The organism is Streptomyces sp. NPDC051963, assembly GCF_044593495.1.
In the GTDB taxonomy this organism is placed as follows: Bacteria; Actinomycetota; Actinomycetes; order Streptomycetales; family Streptomycetaceae; genus Streptomyces.
In genome coordinates, this window is sequence record NZ_JBIUCC010000007.1 from 69,908 (window position 1) to 95,211 (window position 25,304).

The 25,304-nt window shown below is 71.0% G+C and carries 27 protein-coding genes; 20 read left to right on the top strand and 7 right to left on the bottom strand.

Annotation, left to right across the window (positions count from 1 at the left end):
- Positions 1-61 precede the first annotated feature (61 nt).
- The 10 genes from ACIHFB_RS28320 (at position 62) to ACIHFB_RS28365 (ending at position 9,326) form a co-directional block, all read left to right on the top strand.
- Positions 62-256 (top strand): hypothetical protein, encoded by a 195-nt coding sequence (locus ACIHFB_RS28320; RefSeq protein ID WP_365284382.1) that lies wholly within the window; start codon positions 62-64, stop codon positions 254-256.
- A gap of 20 nt (positions 257-276) precedes the next feature.
- Complete coding sequence (gene mshB, locus ACIHFB_RS28325; RefSeq protein WP_365284384.1) at positions 277-1,134, top strand: N-acetyl-1-D-myo-inositol-2-amino-2-deoxy-alpha-D-glucopyranoside deacetylase; 858 nt, start codon at positions 277-279, stop codon at positions 1,132-1,134.
- Positions 1,131-1,550, top strand: coding sequence for a DUF6113 family protein (locus tag ACIHFB_RS28330; RefSeq protein WP_365284386.1), 420 nt, complete (start codon positions 1,131-1,133; stop codon positions 1,548-1,550). Before mshB ends, ACIHFB_RS28330 begins: the two co-directional genes overlap by 4 nt.
- A 193-nt stretch (positions 1,551-1,743) precedes the next feature.
- The gene (locus ACIHFB_RS28335; protein ID WP_400128377.1) at positions 1,744-4,161 is read left to right on the top strand and encodes a hypothetical protein; all 2,418 of its coding nucleotides are present in this window, start codon (positions 1,744-1,746) and stop codon (positions 4,159-4,161) included.
- 240 nt (positions 4,162-4,401) lie between these two features.
- On the top strand, positions 4,402-4,806 hold the full coding sequence (locus tag ACIHFB_RS28340; RefSeq protein ID WP_365284390.1) for a peptidase inhibitor family I36 protein: 405 nt from the start codon (positions 4,402-4,404) through the stop codon (positions 4,804-4,806).
- Between the two features lie 87 nt (positions 4,807-4,893).
- Positions 4,894-5,805 (top strand): hypothetical protein, encoded by a 912-nt coding sequence (locus tag ACIHFB_RS28345; protein WP_365284392.1) that lies wholly within the window; start codon positions 4,894-4,896, stop codon positions 5,803-5,805.
- A 110-nt stretch (positions 5,806-5,915) separates the two neighbouring features.
- Complete coding sequence (locus ACIHFB_RS28350; protein ID WP_400128380.1) at positions 5,916-6,821, top strand: ABC transporter ATP-binding protein; 906 nt, start codon at positions 5,916-5,918, stop codon at positions 6,819-6,821.
- Positions 6,818-7,558 carry an ABC transporter permease gene (locus ACIHFB_RS28355; RefSeq protein ID WP_365284396.1) on the top strand — a complete coding sequence of 247 codons (741 nt, stop codon included), beginning with the start codon at positions 6,818-6,820 and terminating at the stop codon, positions 7,556-7,558. The genes ACIHFB_RS28350 and ACIHFB_RS28355 overlap by 4 nt, the downstream gene beginning before the upstream one ends.
- Positions 7,555-8,715 carry a sensor histidine kinase gene (locus ACIHFB_RS28360; RefSeq protein WP_400128382.1) on the top strand — a complete coding sequence of 387 codons (1,161 nt, stop codon included), beginning with the start codon at positions 7,555-7,557 and terminating at the stop codon, positions 8,713-8,715. The genes ACIHFB_RS28355 and ACIHFB_RS28360 overlap by 4 nt, the downstream gene beginning before the upstream one ends.
- Entirely contained in the window at positions 8,712-9,326 is a 615-nt protein-coding gene (locus tag ACIHFB_RS28365; protein ID WP_365284400.1) for a response regulator transcription factor, read from the top strand. The genes ACIHFB_RS28360 and ACIHFB_RS28365 overlap by 4 nt, the downstream gene beginning before the upstream one ends.
- Positions 9,327-9,426: 100 nt before the next feature.
- Here ACIHFB_RS28365 and ACIHFB_RS28370 read toward each other — a convergent pair whose 3' ends face one another.
- Together ACIHFB_RS28370 and ACIHFB_RS28375 are read right to left on the bottom strand one after the other, a co-directional pair.
- Positions 9,427-10,278, bottom strand: coding sequence for a transglutaminase-like domain-containing protein (locus ACIHFB_RS28370; protein WP_365284402.1), 852 nt, complete (start codon positions 10,276-10,278; stop codon positions 9,427-9,429).
- 17 nt (positions 10,279-10,295) lie between these two features.
- Positions 10,296-11,345: a GNAT family N-acetyltransferase gene (locus ACIHFB_RS28375; protein ID WP_365284404.1), complete on the bottom strand. Its 1,050-nt coding sequence runs from the start codon at positions 11,343-11,345 to the stop codon at positions 10,296-10,298.
- Between the two features lie 140 nt (positions 11,346-11,485).
- On the opposite strand from ACIHFB_RS28375, the gene fdxA reads away from it, so the two are divergent.
- Positions 11,486-11,806: a ferredoxin gene (fdxA, locus tag ACIHFB_RS28380; RefSeq protein ID WP_007495984.1), complete on the top strand. Its 321-nt coding sequence runs from the start codon at positions 11,486-11,488 to the stop codon at positions 11,804-11,806.
- Between the two features lie 117 nt (positions 11,807-11,923).
- Positions 11,924-13,018: a bifunctional succinyldiaminopimelate transaminase/glutamate-prephenate aminotransferase gene (locus tag ACIHFB_RS28385; RefSeq protein WP_365284406.1), complete on the top strand. Its 1,095-nt coding sequence runs from the start codon at positions 11,924-11,926 to the stop codon at positions 13,016-13,018.
- A 78-nt stretch (positions 13,019-13,096) separates the two neighbouring features.
- Here ACIHFB_RS28385 and ACIHFB_RS28390 read toward each other — a convergent pair whose 3' ends face one another.
- Positions 13,097-13,546 carry an ATP-binding protein gene (locus ACIHFB_RS28390; protein ID WP_365284408.1) on the bottom strand — a complete coding sequence of 150 codons (450 nt, stop codon included), beginning with the start codon at positions 13,544-13,546 and terminating at the stop codon, positions 13,097-13,099.
- A gap of 353 nt (positions 13,547-13,899) precedes the next feature.
- Positions 13,900-14,877 carry a heavy metal transporter gene (locus tag ACIHFB_RS28395; protein ID WP_400128386.1) on the bottom strand — a complete coding sequence of 326 codons (978 nt, stop codon included), beginning with the start codon at positions 14,875-14,877 and terminating at the stop codon, positions 13,900-13,902.
- 82 nt (positions 14,878-14,959) lie between these two features.
- Here ACIHFB_RS28395 and dapE point away from each other — a divergent pair, with 82 nt between their 5' ends.
- Positions 14,960-16,039 (top strand): succinyl-diaminopimelate desuccinylase, encoded by a 1,080-nt coding sequence (gene dapE / locus ACIHFB_RS28400; RefSeq protein WP_400128388.1) that lies wholly within the window; start codon positions 14,960-14,962, stop codon positions 16,037-16,039.
- A gap of 100 nt (positions 16,040-16,139) precedes the next feature.
- Complete coding sequence (locus tag ACIHFB_RS28405) at positions 16,140-16,898, top strand: TIGR00730 family Rossman fold protein (RefSeq protein ID WP_365284415.1); 759 nt, start codon at positions 16,140-16,142, stop codon at positions 16,896-16,898.
- Between the two features lie 115 nt (positions 16,899-17,013).
- On the opposite strand, the gene folP is transcribed toward ACIHFB_RS28405, so the two are convergent.
- Positions 17,014-17,874 (bottom strand): dihydropteroate synthase, encoded by an 861-nt coding sequence (gene folP, locus ACIHFB_RS28410; protein WP_365284417.1) that lies wholly within the window; start codon positions 17,872-17,874, stop codon positions 17,014-17,016.
- Positions 17,875-18,050: 176 nt separating this feature from the next.
- Here folP and ACIHFB_RS28415 point away from each other — a divergent pair, with 176 nt between their 5' ends.
- On the top strand, positions 18,051-18,398 hold the full coding sequence (locus tag ACIHFB_RS28415; protein WP_365284419.1) for a DivIVA domain-containing protein: 348 nt from the start codon (positions 18,051-18,053) through the stop codon (positions 18,396-18,398).
- A complete protein-coding gene (locus tag ACIHFB_RS28420; RefSeq protein WP_365284421.1) occupies positions 18,395-18,982 on the top strand; it encodes a DNA-3-methyladenine glycosylase I in 588 nt (195 codons plus the stop codon). The genes ACIHFB_RS28415 and ACIHFB_RS28420 overlap by 4 nt, the downstream gene beginning before the upstream one ends.
- A gap of 36 nt (positions 18,983-19,018) precedes the next feature.
- Here the strand turns inward: ACIHFB_RS28420 and ACIHFB_RS28425 are convergent, their stop codons facing one another.
- On the bottom strand, positions 19,019-19,822 hold the full coding sequence (locus ACIHFB_RS28425) for an enoyl-CoA hydratase-related protein (protein ID WP_365284424.1): 804 nt from the start codon (positions 19,820-19,822) through the stop codon (positions 19,019-19,021).
- A 386-nt stretch (positions 19,823-20,208) separates the two neighbouring features.
- Between ACIHFB_RS28425 and ACIHFB_RS28430 the strand changes: the two genes are divergently transcribed.
- Positions 20,209-20,376, top strand: a complete 168-nt coding sequence (locus ACIHFB_RS28430; protein ID WP_003966491.1) for a DUF3117 domain-containing protein — start codon at positions 20,209-20,211, stop codon at positions 20,374-20,376.
- A 132-nt stretch (positions 20,377-20,508) separates the two neighbouring features.
- On the opposite strand, the gene ACIHFB_RS28435 is transcribed toward ACIHFB_RS28430, so the two are convergent.
- Positions 20,509-21,207: an O-methyltransferase gene (locus ACIHFB_RS28435; protein ID WP_365284575.1), complete on the bottom strand. Its 699-nt coding sequence runs from the start codon at positions 21,205-21,207 to the stop codon at positions 20,509-20,511.
- 234 nt (positions 21,208-21,441) lie between these two features.
- On the opposite strand from ACIHFB_RS28435, the gene sigE reads away from it, so the two are divergent.
- The 3 genes from sigE to ACIHFB_RS28450 all read left to right on the top strand — a co-directional run bounded on the left by sigE (position 21,442) and on the right by ACIHFB_RS28450 (position 25,132).
- On the top strand, positions 21,442-22,143 hold the full coding sequence (gene sigE, locus ACIHFB_RS28440; RefSeq protein WP_365284426.1) for an RNA polymerase sigma factor SigE: 702 nt from the start codon (positions 21,442-21,444) through the stop codon (positions 22,141-22,143).
- A complete protein-coding gene (locus tag ACIHFB_RS28445) occupies positions 22,140-23,129 on the top strand; it encodes a zf-HC2 domain-containing protein (RefSeq protein ID WP_365284428.1) in 990 nt (329 codons plus the stop codon). The genes sigE and ACIHFB_RS28445 overlap by 4 nt, the downstream gene beginning before the upstream one ends.
- Before the next feature lie 134 nt (positions 23,130-23,263).
- Positions 23,264-25,132: a trypsin-like peptidase domain-containing protein gene (locus ACIHFB_RS28450; protein ID WP_400128393.1), complete on the top strand. Its 1,869-nt coding sequence runs from the start codon at positions 23,264-23,266 to the stop codon at positions 25,130-25,132.
- Positions 25,133-25,304 lie beyond the last annotated feature (172 nt).

Consider the following 25,304-nt stretch of genomic DNA (forward strand, 5'->3'; position numbering starts at 1 on the left):
GAACCTGCTGGCTGTCGTATGGATTTACAAGGTGCCCTGCTCTGACTGGAGGTGAGCCGCCGTGGCACTCTCGATCTCGGCGGTTGTGCTGCTGGCCATCGTCGTCTTCCTGCTGGTCAAGAAGTCAGGCCTGAAAGCGGGACACGCGGTCGTCTGCATGTTGCTGGGCTTCTATCTCGCCTCTTCGACCATCGCTCCCACCATCAGCGACCTGACGACGAACATCGCCGGGATGATCAGCAGCATCAAGTTCTGAGGCCTCGTAGGGTGGGGTCCATGACGGACCTGCCCGCTCGGCGTCTGCTGCTGGTGCACGCGCACCCGGACGACGAGTCGATCAACAACGGCACCACCATGGCCGAGTACGCCGCCCAGGGCGCCCAGGTGACCCTGGTCACCTGCACCCTCGGCGAACGCGGTGAGGTCATCCCGCCCGAACTGCGGCATCTCACCGGCGCCGCCCTCGGCGAGCACCGGCGGCGCGAGCTGGCCGAGGCGATGCGCGCACTCGGCGTCGAGGACTTCAGGCTGCTGGGCGGCGTGGGCCGCTACACCGACTCCGGGATGATGGGCCTGCCCGACAACGACGACCCGGCCTGCTTCTGGCAGGCGGACGTCGACGAAGCGGCCCGTTGTCTGGTGGCCGTGATCCTGGAGGTGCGTCCGCAGGTCCTCGTCACTTATGACGACAACGGCGGGTACGGCCACCCCGACCACATCCAGGCCCACCGCGTCGCCATGCGCGCCGCCGAACTGGCCGCCGAGGCGGGCTGGCGGATCCCCAAGGTCTACTGGAACCGCGTGCCGCGTTCGGTGGCCGAAGCCACCCTCGCCCGGGTTGCGAAGGATCTGCCGTCCCTGCCCTTCTCCAAGGTCGCCGCCGTGGCCGACGTGCCCGGTGTGGTGCCCGACGAGCGCATCACCACCGAGATCGACGGCAGGGCTTTTGTGCGCGCCAAGGCCGCCGCGATGCGCGCGCACGCCACGCAGATCGAGGTGGCGGACGGCTGCTTCGCGCTCTCCAACGAACTGGCACAACCCCTCGTCACCAGTGAGTACTACGAGTTGGTGCGCGGGGAGCGTGGCGAGCCGCGGGAGACGGATCTGTTCGCCGGCCTCGGGGAGGCGTCATGACCCGGCAGGGCCAGCCGGGCTCCATGCTCGCCCAGCCCCTGCACCGCCCGTCCGCCGGGCGGGCCGTCGCCTATCTGGGCCTCTTCGTGCTCGGCGCGATCGTCGGTGTGGCCGGGGCGCTGGTGCAGTCCGCGTGGACCCCGGGCGGGCTGCTGCTCGCCCTCGCCGGTGAGGCCGGGGCCCTGCTCGGCGGGGCGCTCGCCGCACGCAGCCGGGGCGGGGCCGTCGCGCCGGCCGGCGGCTGGATGCTCGCCGTCATCCTGCTCACCGCAAGCCGTCCCGAGGGTGACTTCGTGTTCTCCGCGGGAGGCGGCTCCTATCTCTTCCTCCTCGGCGGTATGGCTGTGGCTGTGATCTGCGCCACCCTTGGCCCAGGGCGGCAACCGGGTGGCGATGCCGTCCGACTTGGCAAATGACGTAACACTTCGCCTTTCGGAGGTGTGGGGGTGTCCCCCACAAAGCACAGCGTGCTCGTGTTGGTCCGGTGTGGGTTTCCCAGGCGGTCGTGGGATACGGGTGGGAAGTGGCCAGTATGGTGGTGCCGCCGCCGAGCCGCCCGAACAGTGTTGAGGTCGAAACGGGCGGCGGAGCCAACCGGGAGAACCTGCCTTGAGTCGTGAAACTGACAGTCCGTCCTCCGGGCCCAACGGGCGCGGCGGAGCCGCCTACCCCTCGGGTACGCCGCCGTACGGGATCCCCGCGGTCCCCGGCGACGGTCCGGACACGGGCCGTGCGGCCGCGCAGCCGGAGGAACGCAAGACCGAGACCACGCTGACGACCCGGGTCCGGATCAACATCCCCGGATCGCGGCCCATTCCGCCGGTCGTCGTGCGCACACCCGTCGCGGACGCCGACACCGCGGACGACAGAGACGCCCCTTCCCCGGCGCCCGGTTCGGCGACGGCGACGGGCACGGGCACCGTCGCGCCGCCTGCCGAGCCGGCCGCCCCCCAGGGCGCCGCCGAGGAGAAGACGAGCGACTGGTTCGCCCCGCGTCCGTCCGCGAAGGGCAAGGGCGGTCAGGGCGGTGGCTCCACCAACGGGGGTGCGCCGTCCGGTGGTTCGGGTCCCGGCCCCTCCGGTGGCGCGGGCGCTCCCGGTGCTGTGCGTCCGAGCGCTCCCGGTACCGGTCGTCCCGGCGGTGTGGTCGGTTCCATGAGCGCGCCGGGCGGGTCCCGGCCGGGCGGTACGAACGGTTCCGGGCTGCCCGGCGCCACCGGTGGGCCCGTGGCTCCCGGTCATGGCGGCGGCACCGGCTCCTTCGACGTGACCGAAGCGCTGGCCGCCGGAAACGGGGCTCGCCCCGGGTCGGGCGGCGCCGAACCGACGCGTGACGACCTGCCGTACTTCTCGGACAACGACCGCGGCCCCCAGGGCGGTTCGGGCGGACCGGGCGGCTACGGCGGCCGGAACGGCCAGGGCGGCCCCGCCGGCCCCGGCGGGCCGAGCGGCTTCAGCGGGCCGGGCGGTCGCAGTGGCTCCGGCGGACCGCAGGGACCCGCGGGCCCGACCGGCGGCCCCGTCACCGGTGACGGTCCGATCGTGCCCCCGATCGGCGTAGGGCCCGGCGGCCGTGGACCCGACGGGTTCGGCGGCGCGCCCAGCGGCTTCACACACGACTTCGGCGCTCCGGGCGGACCGGGCGGACCGGGCGGTGACTTCGGCGGTCCCGGCGGCCCTGGCGGTGCTCCCGCTGGTTACGCCGGCCCAGGCGGTGCGCCGCGCGGGCCGGGTGGACCCACCGGCCCCTCCGGCCCCGGCGGTCCCGGTACGCCCCCCGGCGGCGTCCCCCGCGCCGGCCTCGGCGGTCCGGGCTCGGCGCCCGCAGGGCTCGGCCCCGGCGGTGGTCTGAGCGACGACACCGCGATCCTCACGCCGCAGAAGCCGGCCCCCGAGCCGGGCTACCCGGCCCCGGACAACGTCTCCGGACACACCGTCACCAGTGGCATCCCCGTCGTGCCGGCCGGCGCCGCCAACTCCCCGTTCGCGCCCGGCACCCACCCCGACGGACCGCTGCCGCACACGCCTGCGAAGCGGCCCGAGCCGGCCTCGCAGGACGCGCCCGCGGCGGCGCCCCGGAAGAAGAAGGGGCGCAACAAGCTGGCCCTGATCGGTGGCGGCGTGTTCGTCGTCGCCGGTGTCGCCTACGGCGCCGGCCTGCTGATGAACCACTCGGACGTACCCAAGGGCACCACCGTGCTCGGCGTCGACATCGGCGGCGGCACCCGCGACGACGCCGTCAAGAAGCTCGACGACGCCTTCGGCGACCGTACGAACAAGGCGCTGAAGCTGAGCGTCGACGGCAACACGGTGTCGCTCAAGCCGGACCAGGCTGGCCTCCAGTTCGACGAGCAGGCCACCGTCCGTGCGGCCGCGGGCAGCGACTACAACCCGGTGTCGGTCATCGGCTCGCTCTTCGGCAACCACCGTCTCGTCGACCCGGTCATGCCGGTCGACGAGGAGAAGCTCAAGGCCTCCCTGGAGGGCGCCGCGGGCGGCGCAGGATCGGTGACCGAGGGCACGATCAAGTTCCAGAGCGGCAAGGCCGTCGCCGTGTACGGCAAGGCGGGCAAGGGCATCAGCGTGGCCCAGTCGACCGAGGCGGTCGAGGAGGCCTACCGCGCCCAGGTGGAGTCCGGCACGTCGACGCCGGTCAAGCTGCCGACGACCACGCAGCAGCCGACGGTCTCGAACGCCGAGGTCGACCGGGAGATGAAAGCCTTCGCGACGCCCGCGATGTCGGCCAACGTCATCGTGAGGACGGATGCCACCCACTTCATTGAGTTCAGCCCGCAGAACTCCTTGTGGAAGTTCCTCAGGGTGAAGGCCGTGGAGGGCAAGCTCGTCGACAGTCCCGACCTGAACGCGCTCAAGGGGCTGTACGGCCAGACCTTCGACGGCGTGCTGATCACGCGGAGCACCGGCGAGAAGACGGCCGTCACTCCCCAGGACGTCTACGGCGCTCTCCGCCAGGCCCTGCTGAGCACGACCAACCGGGATGTCACCATCGAGACGAACCCGAGTTAGCGGCGAGCAGTTTGAGGGGGCGCCCCGGTCCATGGCCGGGGCGCCCCCTCACGTTCGGAGGGTGTCCAGATACTGCTTGCGAATGACCGAAACTGATCGCTTCTGTGCCCATATGGCCTTCTAAGATCACTTCAGCGCATGGGCCGAACCAAGTTCACCCCATGGGGTCGGGGATTCGTCGTGCGCTCATTCCAGCGCCCTGCCGACTTCAGCGGGTACGAGTACAGGAATGGTGAGTGGATGAGCGCAAGGAAGAAAGCCCTCGTGGGCCTGGCGAGCGCGGCGCTGGTTTTGGGGTTCAGCGGCACCGCGTCCGCCGGCAGCTACAACGGTGTGTGTGAGTCCTCGAATGGCGGCGAGGTCTGCATTTACAGACTCGCGAACTACAGCGGCGGCCTGTACGACACGCTCTACAGCAAGTCCGACTACAACGGCAGCACTTACTACGGCACCAGCACCCTCATCGACAACACCATGTCCTCAGTGAAGAACATGGACCCCGACACCTTGGTGTACTTCTACCAATACTCCGGTTACACCGGTAACCTCACCGCTTTTCCCCCGGGCGAGCAGATCAATCAGGTGGCCAACGACAACACGGCGAGTTCGCACTGCTTCGGCTCGAACTCCGCCTGCCCGAACTGAACGCGACGATGCGCCCCTTTCCCGGGGCGCATCCCGTTCGGGGCTTCTCCATCGAAGAAAGTGTCTGACGTGATGCGGAAGAGTTCAGTGGCCGTCGGCGTTGCCGCCCTCTCCGTTGTGGTGCTGTCGGCATGTCAATCGGGTGGCCGGACGGCGAGCAAGCCCGAGACTTCTTCTTCCCCGGCCACGAAGACCGTGGCCGGTGTTCCGGTACCGGTCCTTCCCCTTGATTCCTATGGTGTCAGCGCGGAGCAGCGAGCCGTTCTCGACCAGGCCGTCGACGAACTGGCCGGGACGTGTATGAAGGCGAAGGGACATACCTGGCCCGCTCGTCTGAAGCGGCTTGGTGTGGCACGCTCGGCCAATGAGCGGCGCTACGGGGTCATCGACCCCGAAGCCGTGCGCGTGTACGGCTATCATCTGGCCCCGCCGGTCGGCGTGACGGTCGAGCAACTGGCCGAGGAAGCCCGGCAGGAGAAGAAGCGCAAGGCCCTCATGACGGATGCGCTCACCAAGGCCTACACCGGCCGTGACGGGGCGACGACCGGAACGAGCCTCACGGGCGGCTGCCGAGGCGAGGCCCTCAAGCAGATGGGCCTGCTCCGGCTGGAGGCGTTGACCGCCGTCGACCTTGCGCAGCAGCAAGGCTGGAAACGTACAGAGGTGGACAGCCGGGCCAAGGCCGTGAACGCCAAGTGGAGTGCCTGTATGAAGAAGGTCGGCCACACCTACGCGGATCCCCATGCCGCCGCCGGCGACCCGGCCTGGTGGGGCAAGGGCGAGGGGGACTCCGCCGCTCCGAAGAAGGTCGGCGCTCGCGAGATCGCCACCGCGGTGGCCGATGTGAAGTGCAAGCAGCAGGTCGACTACGTGACGGTTTGGCAGTCCGTCGAGACCGCTTACCAGAACAAGATCATCAAGGCCAACAAGCAGGAGCTCGAAGACGTTCGGCAGATGTGGCGGAACGCTCTGCGGAAGGCGGCCCAGGTCCTCCGCTGACCTGAGCCGACGGCTGGTCGGCCGCCGTGGGCCGTCATGACATCTGTCATATGGCAGTCAGGACCGCCGACACTGCCGGGCGACGGGTCCGGAGCGCCACTCTGGACCACATGACAACGACAGTGGTCGCGTTCGACCAGGTGAGCAAGACATACGGCACCGTCCGGGCCGTGGACGGCCTGACCCTGACCCTGCGCCCCGGAGAGACCGTGGCGCTGCTGGGTCCCAACGGTGCCGGCAAATCGACCACCCTCGACCTGCTGCTCGGCCTCAAGCAGCCGGACACCGGCTCGGTCCGCGTCTTCGGCACGAGTCCGCGCGAGGCCATCGTCGCCGGGCGGGTGGGCGCGATGCTGCAGAGCGGCGGGCTGATGGACGAGGTCACGGTCGCCGAACTGGTGCGGCTGGCCTGCGCCCTGCACCCGAAGCCGTCCCCGGCGAACGACGTCCTCGCCCGGGCCGGGATCTCGCAGATCGCCGACCGCAAGGTCGACAAGCTCTCCGGCGGCCAGGCCCAGCGTGTCCGCTTCGCCCTCGCGACCGCGGGCGACAGTGACCTGATCGTCCTGGACGAGCCGACCACCGGCATGGACGTCACCGCCCGCCAGGCCTTCTGGGCCACCATGCGCGAGCAGGCCGACCAAGGGCGGACCGTGCTGTTCGCCACGCACTACCTGGAGGAGGCCGACGCCATCGCCGACCGGGTGCTGGTGCTGCACCGCGGCCGACTGCTGGCCGACGGCACGGCGGCCGAGATCAAGGCGAAGGCGGGGGCACGCAGGATCTCCTTCGACCTGCGGGACGCCGTCGACGAGACAGTGCTGCGGGCGCTGCCCTTCCTGACGTATCTCGACGTGTCCGGCCACACCGTCCGCATCCGGTCCTCCGACGCCGACGCCACCGTCCACGCCCTCTACGGCCTAGGCCTCTACCCCCGCAACATCGAGGTCGCCGGGCTCGGCCTGGAGCAGGCGTTCGTGGCCATCACCGAGGCCGAGGAGGCCCGTACGTCATGAACGGCCTGATCAAGCTCGAACTGACCCGCGCCCTGCGCAACAGGAAGTTCCTGTTCTTCTCCGTGCTGTACCCGTCGATCCTGTTCCTGCTCATCGCGGGCAACGCCGACAGCACCACGAAGGTCGACGGGACGGGCCTGACCCTGCCCACCTACATGATGGTCTCCATGGCGTCCTTCGGCGCCCTCACCGCGGTCCTCATGGGCAACAGCGAACGCATCGCCAAGGAGCGGGAGAACGGCTGGGTACGGCAGCTGCGGCTCACCTCGCTGCCGGGCCGCGGCTACGTCCTTGCGAAGACGGCGAGCGCGGCCGTGGTCAGCCTGCCGTCGATCGTGGTCGTCTTCGCCGTCGCCGCGGTCGTGAAGGACGTACGACTGGACGCCTGGCAGTGGCTCGCCCTCACCGGCGCGATCTGGGCCGGCAGCCTCGTCTTCGCGGCGCTCGGCGTGGCCATCGGCTACCTCGCGAGCGGGGACGCGGTCCGCCCGATCACGATGATCACCTACTTCGGGCTGTCCATCCTCGGCGGTCTGTGGATCCCGACGACGACCTTCCCGACGTGGCTCCAGGACATCGCCAAGTGGGTGCCCACGCACGCGTACGCTGCCCTGGGGCAGGCGATCGAGCAGAGCCAGGCCCCGCACGCCAAGGACATCGCCGTCCTCGCTGTCTTCTTCGCCCTGTTCACCGGCGGCGCGGCCTGGCTGTACCGGAAGGACACGCTGAAGGCGTGAGCGGCATCGGCATCGGGCAGCGGCCCCAGAACCGCAGACAGAAGGCCGTCAAGCTGCTGTGGATCGGCATCTGGCTCGTCTACCTGAGTGCACCCGTCTCCGACCTGCTGCACGGCGGGCACAGCGCCGGCGTCCGCGTCCTCGGCTGGATCGGCCTGGTCGCCTTCGTCTCCTGGTACTTCGCCCTGATCTTCCGCACCGGACGCGGCGAGACCAACGCCCTGGTGCTCGGCTCGGTGGCGGTCCTGGCCGCCCAGTCGACCGTCCTCTCCCTCACCCTGGGCCGCGAGTGGCTCGTCCTGTACGTGTACGTGGCGATCTCCTCCGGCGCAGCCCTCCCCATCCAGTTCGCCCGCTGGACCATCCCCGCGGTGTCCGCCCTGATGACCGCGGTCGCCCTGGTCGTCCCGGGCGGCGTCTCGTTCCTCGCCGGACTGCTCTTCCCGGCCCTCCTCGGCGGCTTCGCCATGACCGGCGTACGCGAACTCATCCGTACGACCGTCGAGTTGCACGAGGCCCGCGCCACGGTCGCCCAACTGGCCGCCAACGAGGAACGTCTGCGCCTGGCCCGCGATCTGCACGACCTGCTGGGCCACTCGCTGTCGCTGATCACGCTGAAGAGCGAACTCGCCGGCCGGATGCTCCCCGCCCAGCCCGACAAGGCGGCCCAGCAGGTCGCCGACATCGAACAGGTCAGCCGCCAGGCCATGGTCGACGTACGGGAGGCGGTGTCGGGCTACCGCCGCCCCCGTCTCTCCGCCGAGATCGCGGGCGCCCAGGTCGCGTTGACCGCAGCCGGGGTCACCGCCGACCTGCCCGCCGAACCCGACCTCACCGGTGTCCCGGAGGGCAGCGAGACGGCCCTCGCCTGGGCTCTGCGCGAGGCGGTCACCAACGTCGTACGGCACAGCGGCGCCCGCCGCTGCACGGTGGAACTGCTGCGCCGACAGACCCTCGACGGCCCGATGCTCGAACTCTCCGTGGAGGACGACGGCTCCGGCGGTCCGGGCAGCGGTCCCGGCAACGGCCTCATGGGCCTCACCGAGCGCCTCGACAAGGCGGGCGGCAGCCTGGAGGCGGGCCGCGTCAGACACGGCTTCCGCCTGGTCGCCCGGGCCCCCGCCGGCCAGGCCACGGACGTAGGATCCGGCGCATGAGCCGCACGATCAAGGTGCTCCTGGCCGAGGACCAGTCGATGGTCCGCGAGGCCCTGGCCGCCCTGCTCGGCCTGGAGGACGACATCGAGGTCGTGGCGCAAGTGGCGAGAGGCGACGAGGTGTTGGCGGCGGTGCGGCGGCACGACGTGGACGTGGCCCTGCTGGACATCGAGATGCCGGGCGCCACAGGCATCGAGGCGGCCGCCGCGGTGCACGCCGAGCGGCCGGACGTGAAGCTCGTCGTCCTGACCACCTTCGGCCGCCCCGGCTACCTCCGCAGCGCCATGGAAGCGGGCGCCCACGCCTTCCTGGTCAAGGACGCCCCCGCCGCCCAACTGGCCCAGGCGATCAGGAAGGTGCTGGCAGGGGAGCGGGTCATCGACCCGACGCTCGCGGCAGCGGCTCTCGCGGAGGGCGCCAACCCTCTGACGGACCGCGAGCGAGAGATCCTGCGAGCAGCGGAGGACGGCTCCACCAACGCCGAACTGGCGGCGGCCCTGCACCTGTCGCAGGGCACGATCCGCAACTACCTGTCGACGGCGATCCAGAAACTGGCGGCACGGAACAGGGCGGAGGCGGTAAGGATTGCGAGGGAAAAGGGCTGGCTGTAGACGCAGGCCGGCCGCAACCCACCCAGGGGCGCGGGGCTGTATCGATGTGCGGCTCCGCCGCGTGGGCGCGACCGGCCCCCACACACCCGCACCCGCCCGCTCAGTTCAACATGGCACGCGCGGCGTGCGCCTGCCTCCGCACCTTCGCAGCTGCACCCTCATCAACGGCCCCCACCAACTCCGCGTACGCCTCCAACTCCGCGGCCCCATCGACGAAGTCACCCCGCTGCACAAGCAGCTGCGCCCGCTCGTACCGCAGCCGAGCCGGATGCGAGGGCATCAGCAGGGACAACTCCACCCCCCACAGCGCCACATCCGACCGCTCGGGTCGAGCCGCGGCCCAGGCCCGTACGTTGTTCAGGATCCGCACCATGACCTCCAGCGGATCAGCCGGCGTCAACATCGACGCATGCAACGGCGCTCCCGTGGCGCCCGCCACGAGCAACTCGGCGTCCGAAGCCGTCAGTACCCGCCCCCCGTCGAACGGATCGGCCAGCACCTGCTCCTCCGCGGGCCCGAACCCGACCACGAAGTGCCCCGGCAGCGCCACGCCGTACACATGGGCCCCCGCGCGCCGCGCGACCTCCATCCACACCACCGACAGCAGGATCGGCAGCCCGCGCTGCCGCCGAAGCACCTCATGCAGCAGCGACGACTCAAGGCGCTGGTAGTCCGCGGCGGAGCCGCGAAACCCGCACCGGTCGCCGAGCAGCTCCCGCAACGCCACCGCCCACGACCGAGGCCCCCCGGGTCTGAACGGCAGCTGCCCCGCCAGCCCGTCCAGCTCGATCTGCGCGGCATCGATCCCCGCCTCGTCCAGCGTCCCGTCCGCCTCCGCGCCCACCAGCAGGCACAGCGTCGACAGATCGGGCCGTTCCGAGCGCGCCTCTTCGGCGAACCGCCGCCGCAGCTCGGCGGAGCGTTCCGGCGGGGGAGGGTTGGGGGGACGCATAGCTGGCTCGTGCCCTCTCACAGCGATCCGTACCGGCCGACGTCGGTCGTCACGTCCGTCGCCACATCGTCCGCGGCCGGCTCGCGATAGTGGTGGTATGCGTGATGCGCGCCGAAGCCCATCCCGCCGTACAACGCCCGCGCCCCCTCATTGTCCGCCTCGACCTGGAGCCACGCAGCCGACGCGCCCTCGTCGAGGGCCTTCCTGGCCAGCGCGGCCATGACCTCGGTGGCCAGCCCTTCCCGCCGCCGCTCGGGATCCACCTCGACGGCCGCGAACCCGGCCCACCGCCCGTCCACGACACACCGCCCGATGGCGGCCGGCGCGGCCCCGCCCGCACCGGGCACCGTCGCGAACCACACCGACGGCCCTCCCCCCAGCACCTTCAGGGCCACGTCACTCACGCCCTTGCGCTGATAGCGCCCCAGCCACGCCGCATCGGCGGCCCTGGACAGCGCGACCCCGGCTCCCGCCGCCCGGTCGGCGACCGGCGCCAGCCCGCCGACCCACATCTCGGCCGTCACCTCCCGCGTCCACCCCCGCCGTTCCAACTCGGCGCACAGCAGCTCCTGCGTACCCTCGGCCCCCGTCGCGGTCTGGATGTACGCGGGCAGCCCACGGTCGCCGTACCACCGCCGTACGGCGGTGAGCGCCTCGTCGAGCGGCAGCCCGGGGTCGCCGAGCGGCAGCACGGAATTGGCCCGGCGGGTGAATCCGGAGGCGGCCCGCAGCTCCCACTCGCCGAGCCGCTCGCTCTCCACCGGCCGCCAGGCGCGCGAGGCGACATGGGCCAGCTCCTCGTACGAGGCGGCGGGACCGCGCCGACGGGCGGGTGCGGACGGCACCACCTTGCCCGCCACCAGCGAACTCTCCGGAATCCGAACGGACTCCCCGCCCCGCCGAGTGATCACCAGCACACCGTCGTCCCATGATGTGAGAACACCCACCGTGTCGGTGAATTTCTCGTGCGTGCTTCCAGGCCCACTCAAGCGTCGCACCGAGACACGTTTGCCCACGTCAGCAGTGGTGATACGGATCTCGAGGCGCCCGGTAGCGGAGATTTCCACAGGTCAGTTCACCCCTCCTGTTCGGATCATGCCCAAGAACGGAGATACTAGGTGCGGGCATCGACGACGCCGCGCTCCCGCGCGCCAGGCGGCGGAGCCTGAGGAGGCCCGCCAGCGCCCTATCGAGGAGGAACGACAGCGTGACCTACGTCATCGCGCAGCCTTGTGTCGACGTCAAGGACAAGGCGTGCATCGAGGAGTGCCCGGTCGACTGCATCTACGAGGGCCAGCGGTCCTTGTACATCCACCCGGACGAATGCGTCGACTGTGGAGCCTGTGAGCCGGTCTGCCCGGTCGAGGCGATCTTCTACGAAGACGACACTCCGGAGGAGTGGAAGGACTACTACAAGGCGAACGTCGAGTTCTTCGACGAGCTCGGCTCCCCCGGCGGCGCAAGCAAGCTGGGCCTGATCGAGCGCGACCACCCCTTCGTCGCCGCGCTGCCGCCGCAGGCCGAGTAATCCGCAAGCGGCCCGCACCACCGCGCCGCCTCGGTCCCGTACGGCCTGATCGCCTTGATCATCGCGCCGCCGTACGGGACCGAGGCGTTTGCCGTACCAGAAAGTGAGCCAGAAGCCGTGTCCGCAGTCTCCGACCGACTCCCCACCTTCCCCTGGGACAAGCTGGCGCCGTACAAGAAAACGGCCGCCGCCCACCCGGAGGGCATCGTCGACCTGTCCGTCGGCACCCCGGTCGACCCGGTCCCCGAGCTGATCCAGAAAGCGCTGATCGCCGCGGCCGACTCCCCGGGCTATCCGACCGTCTGGGGCACGCCCGAGCTGCGCGACGCGATCACCGGCTGGGTCGAGCGTCGGCTGGGCGCCCGCGACGTCACCCACCATCACGTCCTGCCGATCGTCGGCTCCAAGGAACTGGTCGCCTGGCTCCCGACCCAGCTGGGCCTCGGCCCCGGTGACCGGGTCGCGTACCCGCGTCTGGCCTACCCGACGTACGAGGTGGGCGCGCGACTGGCCCGCGCCGACTACGAGGTCTACGACGACCCCACTGACCTGGACCCCCGTGGCCTCAAGCTACTCTGGCTCAACTCCCCGTCGAACCCGACGGGCAAGGTGCTGTCCAAGGCCGAGCTGACCCGGATCGTCGCCTGGGCCCGCGAGCACGGCGTGCTGCTCTTCTCCGACGAGTGCTACCTCGAACTGGGCTGGGAGGCCGACCCGGTCTCGGTCCTCCACCCGGACGTGAACGGCGGCTCGTACGAGGGTGTCGTCGCCGTCCACTCCCTCTCCAAGCGGTCCAACCTGGCGGGCTACCGCGCGGCCTTCCTGGCCGGTGACCCGGCGGTCCTCGGTCCCCTGCTGGAGATCCGCAAGCACGGCGGCATGATGACCTCGGCGCCCACCCAGGCGGCGGTGATCGCGGCCCTCTCCGACGACGAGCACGTCCGCGTCCAACGCGAGCGCTACGCGGCCCGTCGCGAGGCGCTCCGCGCGGCCCTGGTCGGCCACGGCTTCCGCATCGAGCACAGCGAGGCGAGCCTCTACCTCTGGGCGACGCGAGGCGAGTCCTGCTGGGACACGCTCGCCCACCTGGCCGACCTCGGCATCCTGGTCGCACCGGGCGACTTCTACGGCGAGGCGGGCGAGAAGTTCGTACGCGTGGCTCTCACGGCGACGGACGAGCGGGTGCAGGCGGCGGTGAAGCGCCTGGCGTGACCGGTGCGGGCACGCACAAGGACGGGGTCCAGGGAAACTCCCTGGACCCCGTCGACGTACGAGCCGCGCAGCGAACCGTCAGCCGATCGGCAGGCCCTTGACCGGCACGGACGGCGCTGCCGGCAGCCCGCCCTGGGTGAGGGAGCCCGTGGAGACGCCGCCTTCCGTGGCCGCGGCCGTCGCGTCGCCGAGGAGGGCCCCGGCCGACCCGGCCGCGTCACCGGCGGTCTTCTGCGCCGCGGGCGCCGCCTTCTTGAGCGCCTTGCCGCTGGTCTTGCCCGCGGCCGGCACCGCGGTCTTGACCGCCTTGCTGCCGGCGTCACCCGCGAGGCCGGTGACGTGCTGAGCCGCACCGTCGACGCTGTCGCCGACGCTCGCCCCGTCCAGGGCGGTCAGCCCGCCGAGGTTCGGGGTGGCCGGCAGTTCGGGGGCCGCGCTGGCGGAGCCGGCCGCACCGACCCCGGCTGCCGCTCCCGCTGCGACGAGCAGCGCGGTACGGGCGATCCGGCGGGTCAGGGGGAGGGACATAATGCTCCTTTGACGGGAGAGTACGTTGGAGTGTCCGACCGTGCCCGGCAGTTGAACTCCCTCCGCGACCGACTGGCCGTCGGTCCGCGGTGGTTGATCGTCCGGGCTCGGACGCAGTGACTACCGCTCGAAGCCCGCGAAGGTTGCGGCGGGCCAACGTAAAGAGTTGGCAATGCGTCGCATTATCGGCTGCGGATAAAAGCGGGCAAACGGTGCCCGGCCCGAAAGTCCGCCGAATCCTTACAGCCCTTTGTTCTCAAGGGCTTTGGCGTATGCGGGGGTGACGGCGCGAAAACCTGAGCACACGGTCGCCCGCACGCGCCGCGCGTAGCTCCCGCGGGTGACCGTCCGTACTACTGCGCGGTCACGACACGGACCACATCGGCCGTGTCCTTCTCGGCCCGGGCGGTGCCCGCCCCGCCCGCCGTGAGCCATCGGCTGTCCGTGTTCCCGGCGGTCCACTCCCGCCCGGCGTACGAAACGCGTTCGATGTGCAGGTCGGAGGCGTTGGCCACGGCCCAGTGCGCCAGCTGCCAGCCGCGCTGACTCAGGCTGCGCCGCTTGCCGCCGTCGGCGTCGTCGGTCACGGGCAGTGTCAGGGTCCGTCCGTTGCTCTCGACGGTCGCGGAGGGCGTCGGTGTCGACGCCGTGCCGCCCACCACGGCCCCGGCCGGCTCCAGTGCGTCGCGCCCGAAGTCCCGCGCCAGCGCGGACCGCACCGCGTCCGGACCTTCCGTGCGGGTGGCACCCGGGCGGCCCGCACAGGTCAGGGTGGCCGCCGAGCGTCCGGTGAGGGCGGCGGCGAGCAGCGTGGCGTCGGGCTCGTGCTTGGCGTAGGCCTGGGGAAAGCCGCTGCGCTGCACGCGCTGCGCGGCGACGGTGAGCGGGAGGCCGGTGTAGTCGGGAACCTTGACCAGATGCGCGTAGAAGCTGCCGGCCGCGTACTTCGGATCCATGATCTGCTTCTTTGTGCCCCAGCCCTGGGAGGGCCGCTGCTGGAAGAGGCCCAGCGAGTCCCGGTCGCCGTGGCTGATGTTGCGCAGCGCCGACTCCTGGAGCGCGGTCGCCAGGGCTATCGTCACGGCCCGCTCGGGCAGGCCCCGGGCGGTGCCGACGGCGGTGATCGTCGCCGCGTTCACGGCCTGCTCCGGCGTGAACTCGTACGCCGTTGTGCCGTTCCGCTCCGACACCACCTTGCAGCCCGGTGTGCCCGTGCCTCCGGTGATGTACTGCATCACGAGATACCCGGCGACGGAGAGCAGTACCACAAAGGCCGCCCCGAAACGGAAGAGGCGGCCACGGCGCTGACGAGCAGGGGGCGACGCTGGCATCCCCACAAGGTACTGGGTGTCGCTGTGTCCCCCGTGCCGGGTGGGGACAGTGGGGCAGAGCTGGCGCGTTAGGGTCGACTCCATGGCCGACACCCCACTTGACCTCACGCTGGACGCCGCGCGGCTGACCGCGCAGCTCGTCGATTTCCCGTCCGAGAGCGGCACCGAGAAGCCCCTCGCCGACGCGATCGAGACCGCGCTGAGCGCGCTGGAGCACCTGACGGTCGAGCGGTACGGCAACAACGTCGTCGCCCGTACGAACCTGGGCCGCGCCGAGCGTGTGATCCTCGCCGGCCACATCGACACGGTCCCCATCGCCGAGAACGTCCCCTCGCGCCTGGACGAGGACGGCGTCCTGTGGGGCTGCGGCACCTGCGACATGAAGTCGGGCGTCGCGGTCCAACTGCGCATCGCGGCCACCGTCCCCGCCCCGAACCGCGACCTGACCTTCGTCTTCTACGACAACGAAGAGGTGGCGGCGGAGCTCAACGGCCTCAGGCATGTGGCCGAGGAGCGCCCCGAGTGGCTCGAGGGCGACTTCGCGGTGCTGCTGGAGCCGTCGGACGGCCAGGTCGAGGGCGGCTGCCAGGGCACCCTGCGCGTGCTGCTGAAGACCAGCGGCGAGCGGGCCCACTCCGCGCGCGGCTGGATGGGCTCGAACGCCATCCACGCGGCGGCCCCGATCCTGGCGAAGCTGGCGGCCTACGAGCCTCGCTACCCGGTGATCGACGGCCTGGAGTACCGCGAGGGCCTGAACGCGGTCGGCATCTCGGGCGGTGTGGCCGGGAACGTCATCCCGGACGAATGCGTTGTCACAGTGAACTTCCGCTATGCGCCGGACCGCTCGGAGGACGAGGCGATCGCCCACGTCCACGAGGTGTTCGCGGACTGCGGGGTCACGGAGTTCGTGGTGGACGACCACAGCGGCGCGGCGCTCCCCGGCCTGTCCCACCCGGCGGCAGCGGCGTTCATCGAGGCGGTCGGCGGCACCCCGATGCCCAAGTACGGCTGGACGGACGTCTCCCGCTTCAGCGCGCTCGGCGTCCCGGCGGTGAACTACGGTCCGGGGAACCCGCACCTGGCGCACAAGCGGGACGAGCGCGTGGAGACGGCGAAGATCCTGGCGGGCGAAGAGCGCCTGAAGGCCTGGCTGACGGCGTGACGACGCGGCGGATGCGGGCGTCGGACATGCCGATGTCCCCCGTCCGTAACCCGCGTAGATCTACGCTGAGGTGGAAAGACCGCAAGCGGAGGGAGCGCACATGGCTACCGGGAACCCCGAGGGCAAGCAGCAGCCACCGGAGGAGCAGCGCCTGGGACCGGTCCTCCGAAGGCGGGGCCAGGTCACGGCGAGCACGACGGACCAGCGGCTGCTGGACGCGGGCGGCCCCTCGGACTGGGTCCACACCGACCCCTGGCGCGTCCTGCGCATCCAGTCGGAGTTCATCGAAGGCTTCGGCACCCTCGCCGAACTCCCGCCCGCCATCAGCGTGTTCGGCTCCGCCCGTACGCCGGCTGACTCGCCGGAGTACGACGCGGGCGTACGGCTGGGCCGCGGCCTGGTGGAGGCGGGCTGGGCGGTGATCACCGGCGGCGGCCCCGGCGCCATGGAGGCGGCGAACAAGGGCGCGTGCGAGGCCAAGGGCATCTCCGTCGGCCTGGGCATCGAGCTCCCCTTCGAGCAGGGCCTCAACCCCTACGTCGACATCGGCCTCAACTTCCGCTACTTCTTCGTCCGGAAGATGATGTTCGTCAAGTACGCCCAGGGCTTCGTGGTCCTCCCCGGCGGCCTCGGCACCCTCGACGAACTCTTCGAGGCCCTCACCCTCGTCCAGACCCAGAAGGTCACCCGCTTCCCCATCGTCCTCTTCGGCAGCGCCTACTGGGGCGGCCTCATCGACTGGCTCAAGAACACCCTGATCGCCCAGGGCAAGGCATCCGAGAAGGACCTGATGCTGTTCCACGTGACGGACGACGTGGACGAGGCGGTGGCACTGGTGTCGAAGGAGGCGGGCCGCTAATAATCAGCCCCTCCGGCGTTTGAGAGCGGGGGTCCGGGGGCCGGCCCCCGAACGGGGTCGAAGGGGCGGAGCCCCTTCAGGATGGGACGGGTAGGGGCGGCGGGGGCGAGAACGCTTACGCCAGCCCCCGCCGGGCGACCGCCGGAGGCCGATGCCCCGCGATGGACGCGACCATGTCCAGCACCTGACGGGTCTCGGCCACCTCATGCACCCGATACACCTGCGCCCCCAACCACGCGGACACCGCAGTCGTCGCCAGCGTCCCCACCACCCGCTCCTTCAGGGGCCGATCCAGCGTCTCGCCCACGAAATCCTTGTTGGACAGGGAGACCAACACCGACCACCCCGTCTCCACCATCTCTCCCAGCCTCCGCGTCGCCTCAAGACTGTGCCGCGTGTTCTTCCCGAAGTCATGCCCGGGATCGATCATCACCGACTCCCGCGGCACCCCGAGCGACACCGCCCGCTCGGCCAGCCCCAGCGTCACCCGCAGGATGTCGGCCACGACATCGTCGTACGTCACCCGATGCGGCCGAGTCCGCGGCTCCGCCCCACCGGCATGCGTGCACACCAACCCCACCCCGTACCGCGCCGCGACCTCCGCGAGCCGCGGATCGACCCCGCCCCACGCGTCGTTCAGCACATCCGCCCCGGCCTCGCACACCGCCTCACCGACGTCGTGCCGCCAGGTGTCCACGCTGATGATCACGTCCGGGAAGCGCCGCCGCACCTCCGCCACGAACCCGACCGTCCGCCGGGCCTCCTCCGTGGCGGACACCTCTTCCCCGGGCCCGGCCTTGACCCCGCCGATGTCGACGATGGCAGCCCCCTCCGACACCGCCTGCTCCACGCGCGCGAGGGCTGCCTCGTCGTGGAAGGTGGCCCCCTGGTCGTAGAAGGAGTCCGGGGTCCGGTTCACGATCGCCATGATCACCGGCTCGTGCGGCTCGAATTCCCGCCTGCCCAGCCTGAGCATCCCCTGTGACCTCTCCTAGTACGTCCTTGGTGCAGCACCGCCTTGGGCCGCCTGCGACCCTAACTGTCAGACTCGCATGGCACGATCGGACCCTGACACACCTGACACCTCGGCTTCGGAGCATCCGATTCCGAACCACCCGACCCAACCGACCGATCTCGTGGGGACCCTCAGCGATGGTTATGTTCTTGTTCCTGGTCGTCGCGCTCGCCGTCGTCGTCGCCGCGGTGACCCTCGCCGTGCTGGGCGGCGGTGAGAACGGCCCGCTGCCCGAGGCCGCCCCCGAGCGGCTGGCGGACCCGCTGCCGCTGGACCGCCCGGTCGGCCGCGGCGATGTCGAGGGCCTCCGCTTCCCGCTCGCCGCCCGCGGCTACCGCATGGCCGACGTGGACGACGCCCTCAGCCGCCTCGGCGCCGAGCTCGCCGAGCGCGACGCCCGTATCGCCGACCTGGAGTCCGCACTGGCCGGCGCGCAGGCGGCCCGTCTCTCCATGGACAAGCGCGCCGAGGGGGAGCAGCAGTGAGCGAGGGCACGGCGATCGCCGGTCCGGACGGCGCCCTGCGCTGCCCCTGGGCCCTGTCCACCCCGGACTATGTGACCTATCACGACGAGGAGTGGGGCCGCCCGGTCCACGGCGACGAAGCCCTCTTCGAGCGTCTCAGCCTGGAGGCCTTCCAGTCGGGCCTGTCCTGGATCACCATCCTGCGCCGCCGCCCCGGCTTCCGCGCCGCCTTCGCCGACTTCAGGATCGCGGAGGTCGCCGCGTTCACGGACGCCGACCGCGAGCGCCTCCTCGCCGACCCGGGGATCATCCGCAACCGCGCCAAGATCGACGCAACGCTGGCCAACGCCCGCGTCCTCGCCGACTGGTTCCCGGGCGACCTGGACGACCTGATCTGGTCCCACGCCCCGGACCCGACGACCCGCCCGACCCCGAAGACCCTGGCCGACGTCCCCGCGGTCACCCCGGAGTCGACGGCCCTGTCCAAGGCCCTCAAGAAGCGGGGCCTGCGCTTCGTGGGCCCGACGACGGCGTACGCGTTGATGCAGGCGTGCGGCTTGGTGGACGATCACTTGGAATCCTGCGTCGCCAGAAGCGCCCCGTAGGGGTGCGGGGGACTGGTGCTGTGGTCCCTCCCGAGCTCACCGGCCCAAGTACTTCGGCTTCTCCTTGTTCACAAACGCCTGCACGGCGATCGCGTGATCCTCGGAGGCCCCAGCCCGCATCTGCAACTCGTCCTCCTTCTCCAACGTCTCGGCGAGCGAGTGCGCCATCCCGTAGGCAACGGCTTCCTTGATCGCGCCGTACGCCACCGTCGGCCCCGCGGCAAGCGCCCGCGCCGTCTTCTCGGCCTCGGCCCGCAGCTCGCCGGCCGGCACGACCCGGTTCGCGATACCCAGTTCGTACGCCTCCTGGGCGCTGATGCTGCGCGGGAAGAGCAGAAGGTCGGCGGCGCGCCCGGGCCCGACGACACGCGGCAGCGTCCAGGAGATTCCGGAGTCGGCGGTCAGTGCGACGCCCGCGAACGACGTGTTGAAGGCAGCCGTGTCGGCCACGACCCGGTAGTCCGCGGCAAGCGTGAAACCGAATCCCGCCCCCGCCGCGACGCCGTTCACCCCGGCCACCACCGGCTTCGGCATCTCCGTAAGTGCCCGCACGATCGGGTTGTAGTGCTCCCGAACGGTGCTCATCGTCTGCCCCGAGCCCGTCTCCCGGTCAGCCGCCAGCAGGCCGATGTGCTCCTTGAGGTCCTGCCCCACGCAGAACGCCCGGTCACCGGCGGAGGTCAGCAGCACCGCCCGTACGGCGTCGTCGGCGGCCGCCGCCCGAACCGCGTCCCGCAGGGCGACCTTGGTGGCGATGTTCAGCGCGTTCATCGCCTCGGGGCGGTTCAGCGTGATCGTCGCGAGCCCGTCGCTCACCTCGTAGAGCACGGTGTCGGCCATGGCGTATCCCCTCCGGTGCTGCGGCTCCGACGTACTCGCCGGTACGTCCTTGTCTGAGGACAGCATGGCGTAGATCACCGGTGACAGACCGGAACGGACGTGTGACCTGCGTCAAAGAATTCGTGACCGGGTTTGTGCGGCGGAAGGGGCGAGCGGCGGCGCAGTATCGCAGTCACATCGCCGAATTGAGTGGTTTTGCTCGCGCGCGTTGCCCAAGCGATGCCGACTGATGTTGGTCATCGGGTCCTGAGATGCGGGATAATGGCTTGGAAGCAATGTGTTCGATGCCGGTGTCGCGTGTCCTGCGCCTTTTCAGGCAGGGGCCGCGCATGCCCTCCAGGGCCGTCGGCTTTGACGATGAGCTGGTTTCAGGAAGGGGAACGAGCATGGCGGCCATGAAGCCGCGGACGGGCGATGGCCCGCTCGAGGTGACCAAGGAGGGGCGGGGCATCGTCATGCGCGTTCCGCTCGAAGGCGGCGGTCGGCTCGTCGTCGAGCTGACCCCTGACGAGGCCGACGCGCTGGGCGATGCCCTCAAGAAGGTCGTCGGCTGAAGCGCAAGCGACCATACCCTTTCAGCCGCCCCGGCATCGCAGAGATGCCGGGGCGGCTGTTTGCATGACCGCAACGGCCGTACGACGCTCTACGACCCTCAGCGTCCAACGACCGTCAGTGCCCTACGACCGTCAGCGCTTGACCGCGCACAGCAGCCCGTCGCCCACCGGCAGCAGCGACGGCAGCAGGTCCTGGCTCTCGCGCACGGCGCGCAGCAGCTCCCGCAGCCGCAGCACCTCGGTGGGCTGCGGACCGGAGTCCACGGTCCGGCCGTTGGCGAAGACGCCCTCGAAGACGATCAGGCCGCCGGGGCGCAGCAGGCGCAACGATTCAGCGAGATAGTCCAGGAACTCCAGTCGGTCGCCGTCGCAGAAGACCAGGTCGTAGCCGGCGTCGGCGAGACGGGGCAGCACGTCCAGGGCGGAGCCGGGGATGAAGCGGGCCCGGTTGCTGGCGAAGCCGGAGGCACGGAAGGCCTGGCGGGCGAACTGCTGGTGCTCCGGCTCGGGGTCGACGGTGGTCAGCACGCCGTCCGGCCGCATACCGTGCAGCAGATGGATCCCGGAGACGCCCGTGCCGGTACCGATCTCCGCGATCGCCTTGGCGTCCACGGTGGCGGCGAGCAACCGCAGCGCGGCGCCCGTGCCGGGCGACACCGAGCGCAGCCCCGCCTCGCGGGCCCGGTCACGGGCCCAGCGCAGGGCTTCGTCCTCGGCGACATAGGCGTCGGCGAACGCCCAGCTCGTCTGCCGGTTGCCGGTAATGACCCTCTCCTGTCCCCGTGTGTGCCTGGGCGTGACTGTATCCGTTGCGGCCGGGAACCCGCAGATGGGACCGGGCGTTTAAGGGGTGGGAGAGAAGAGCGGGGGACACGGATGGATCACGATGAGGTGCAGGACGGCGAGCAAGTGCTGACGCAGCCGTATGAGCCGTATCAGCCCAGATCAATTTCTCGTAAAACCGCTTATCCGGAGCTAACGGGCGAGGTGGCTATGGTAGGGGCTCCACTGGACACCACCAGAGCCGACAGGGGAGGTGCGGCTGCGCCTGGGGATCGGGGAGGAGTGCTGCGGCGCTTCCTCGGATCGGCAGGCAAGCCGAAATCCGTGAACAACACCGCTGCTGACCATAGCCACGCCGGCGACTACGCCCAGACCGCGACCTTCTCCAGCGACGCGGACGGGCAGGCGTGGACTCCGCCCACCTGGGAGGAGATCGTCAGCACCCACAGCGGCCGGGTCTACCGCCTGGCCTACCGCCTCACCGGCAACCAGCACGACGCCGAGGACCTCACCCAGGAGGTCTTCGTCCGCGTCTTCCGCTCTCTGTCGACCTACACTCCGGGCACTTTCGAGGGCTGGCTGCACCGCATCACCACGAACCTGTTCCTGGACATGGTCCGCCGCAAGCAGCGCATCCGTTTCGACGCGCTCGGCGACGACGCGGCGGAGCGCCTGCCCAGCCGCGAGCCGAACCCGCAGCAGATCTTCAACGACGCGCACTTCGACGCGGACGTCCAGCAGGCCCTCGACACCCTCGCGCCCGAGTTCCGCGCCGCGGTCGTCCTGTGCGACATCGAAGGACTGTCGTACGAGGAGATCGCCGCGACCCTCGGAGTCAAGCTCGGCACTGTCCGGTCCCGTATTCACCGCGGCCGCTCGCAGCTGCGCAAGGCTCTGGCGCACCGGTCGCCCGAGGCCCGGGCCGAGCGCCGCTCCTTCGCGGCGCGTGTCCCCGTACTGGGGGGAGGGGGCGCGTCCGCGTGAGTGGATCACGGCCCAAACCCGCAGAGGGGCACCTCGCGGAACAGCACCTGGGAGACCGACTCGCCGCGCTGGTCGACGGTGAGCTCGGTCATGAGGCGCGCGAGCGCGTTCTCTCGCATCTGGCCACCTGCACGAAGTGCAAGGCCGAGGCCGACGCGCAGCGCCGCCTGAAGAACGTCTTCGCGGAAGCGGCCCCGCCGCCTCCTTCCGAGAGCTTCCTGGCCCGTCTTCAAGGGCTGCCCGGTGGAGGTGACGGCGACGGCGGCTCACCGCTGGACGGGTTCGGTGACGCACTCTCCGGACGGCCCGCGGCCGCCGGCGTCTTCGGGATGAAGCGGAGCGAGCGCTTCGAGTTCGGCTATGTCCCCGCCCGCGCGCACGACCCCTTGATGGCGTCGGCGGACCGGGGCTTCCGTATACATGACGTCAGCCGTCACGAGGCGGAGCGGTCGGCCTCGCGCGGAATGCGGTTCGCGTTCGTCGCCGCCGGGGCGGTGTCCCTGGCCGCGATCGCGCTCGGCGGCGTCACCACCGGCGCCGGCGAGACCACGAATGCCGCGCGCGACGGCTCCGGCGGCAGCAATGTGACCCCGATGCGGACGCAGGGCACGGGAGCCTCGACGGCACCCGAGAGCCAGCGCCGCCGAGGTGTCGGCCCACTGCTCGCCCAGGGCAGCCAGCAGACACCGCTCGGCGACACCCCGGTCTCCCCGACCGAGGTGTCGGCCCCGCTGCTGCCCGGCGTTCCGGCCCCCGCCGCCGGACAGGTCCAGCAGGCCGCGGCGCATCCGCTGACCACGCCGGTGGTCGCCGGTGCCGCCGCCATGTCCCCGCTGATACGTCCGCTCAGCTCCACCCCGACGCTCACCCTCACCTCGTGGTCCACCGTCCCGGAGATCACGGCCCCCGGGCTGTTCGCCGCGCCCGTCCCCGACACGACCTCGTCCCCCACAACCTCTTCCGGCTCCTCCGGCACGGGTCACTGACCCGGCCTCTGCGCCACTGCGCATGAACCTGGTTGAATCCGGGGTGGGCCGCGCCCAGGCAGGCTGCCGGGCGCGGAGTAGACGATCTGCGGCCACCGCCGACGAGCCGTGCCGCGGCCAGCTGTGGGGAGAGCATGAACGAGGGGAAGCCCACGAAGCCGAAGTGGTGGAGCCGACCTCGCCCGCAGATCCCTGCGGGCCGGGCGCCGGAGGCTTCCCTGGCACCGGCCGAGGCGACACCGCAGGATCCGGTGACCGACGTAGTGCCCGCCGACGACGACTTCGCGCGTGCCCGGCCGACGGCGGCGCGGGGCGGTGACGGGCCTTCGGCCGAGGGCGACTTCGAGTTGAGTCGGCCGGGGGCTGTCCAGGGCGGTGACGGGGAATCGTCCGAGGGCGACTTCGAGCTGGGCCGGCCGGTCGTCGTTGAGGGCCGTGATGGTGCTTCGGCTGAGCGCGACTTCGAGCTGGGTCGGCCAGGGGATGCCGAGGGCGGCGACGCGGCTTCGTCCGGGGGTGACTTCGAGCTGGAGCCGCCTGCTGAGATGCCGGTTCCGCGGGCCGGTGAGGAATCCGCGCCCGCCGCCGAGCATCCCCGGCCCGCGCACGATCCCGGTCCGGACAGCACCCCGCCGTACGGCTCCTCCGGACCCTGGGCCCCCGCTCCGCCGGTCCAGCACCCGGTGACCACACCGGCGCAGGGCACGGCGATGCCGCCGCCCGCTCCGACGCACGACGCGCCGATGCCCATGTCCATGCCGGCTCACGGAACCCCCGTTCCGCCGCCCGCGCCGCCCGCCGCCAACCCCTGGCAGAACTACGACCCCTGGGCCCCGGTCACCGGCCCCCTCCAGCAGAACGGGGCGGCCGTACCCACCACCACCCAGCGACGCAAGCGGGTACGCAAGGCTCTGGTCGGCGGAGCCGTGTTGCTGGCGCTGGTGTCGGGGGGCGTCGGTGGTGTCGTAGGGACGTATCTCGAGCGGAACGGCGGCGTCGGGGGCGTGGAGTTGCCCCAGGCCGGGGTGGAGGCCGCCGGGCGGGCTCCGGACAGCGTGGCGGGGATCGCCGCGCGGGCGCTGCCCAGTGTGGTGACCCTGCATGTGAGCGGCACCGCCGCACAGGGCACCGGCACCGGATTCGTGCTCGACGACCGCGGCCACATCCTCACCAACAACCACGTCGTGGAACCCGCCGGATCCGACGGCGAGATCTCGGTGACCTTCCACAGCGGCGACACCGCCAAGGCCACCGTCGTCGGCCGGGACAGCGGCTACGACCTCGCCGTCGTCAAGGTCAGCGGTGTCACAGGGCTCAGGCCCATGACGCTCGGCAACTCCGACAACGTCCAGGTCGGCGACCCCGTCGTCGCCATCGGCGCCCCCTTCGACCTGGCCGGCACCGTCACCTCCGGCATCATCAGCGCCAAGGAGCGGCCCATCACGGCCGGCGGCGAGAGCGGCGACGGAAGCGATGTCTCGTACGTCGACGCCTTGCAGACCGACGCGCCCATCAACCCGGGCAACTCCGGCGGGCCGCTGCTCGACGCCAAGGCCCGCGTCATCGGCATCAACTCCGCCATCCGCTCGGCCGGCGACGGCTCGGAGCTGGACGGCGGACAGGCCGGTTCGATAGGGCTCGGCTTCGCCATCCCCGTCAACCAGGCCAAGCGCGTCGCCGAAGAGCTGATCAACACCGGCAAGGCCACCCACCCCGTCATCGGCGTCACCCTCGACATGGACTACAGCGGCGACGGCGCCAGGGTCGGCACGGAGGGCAGTGGCGGCGGCCCCGCGGTCAATGCGGGCGGCCCCGGCGACCAGGCCGGTATCAAGGCGGGAGACGTCATCACCGAGGTCGACGGCCAGCGCGTCCACTCCGGAGAGGAACTGATCGTCAAGACACGCGCCCACCGGCCCGGCGACCGGCTGGAGCTGACGTTGGAACGCGGCGGCAAGGAGATGCAGATCTCGCTGGTGCTCGGCTCGTCCGACGCCGACTGAAACACTCCGAAAACTGACAACCGTGGAGACTCACAGAAACGTCACAGTCCAGGCCCGTCCAGCTGCGCCATCTGGGCTGCCACAAGGCAAACAGTTCCGAAAACCCCCCTCCCACCCGCATTCGGAGGCCTCGGGACAGTACCGGTCGTACACCATCGCCGGGTACCGTGGA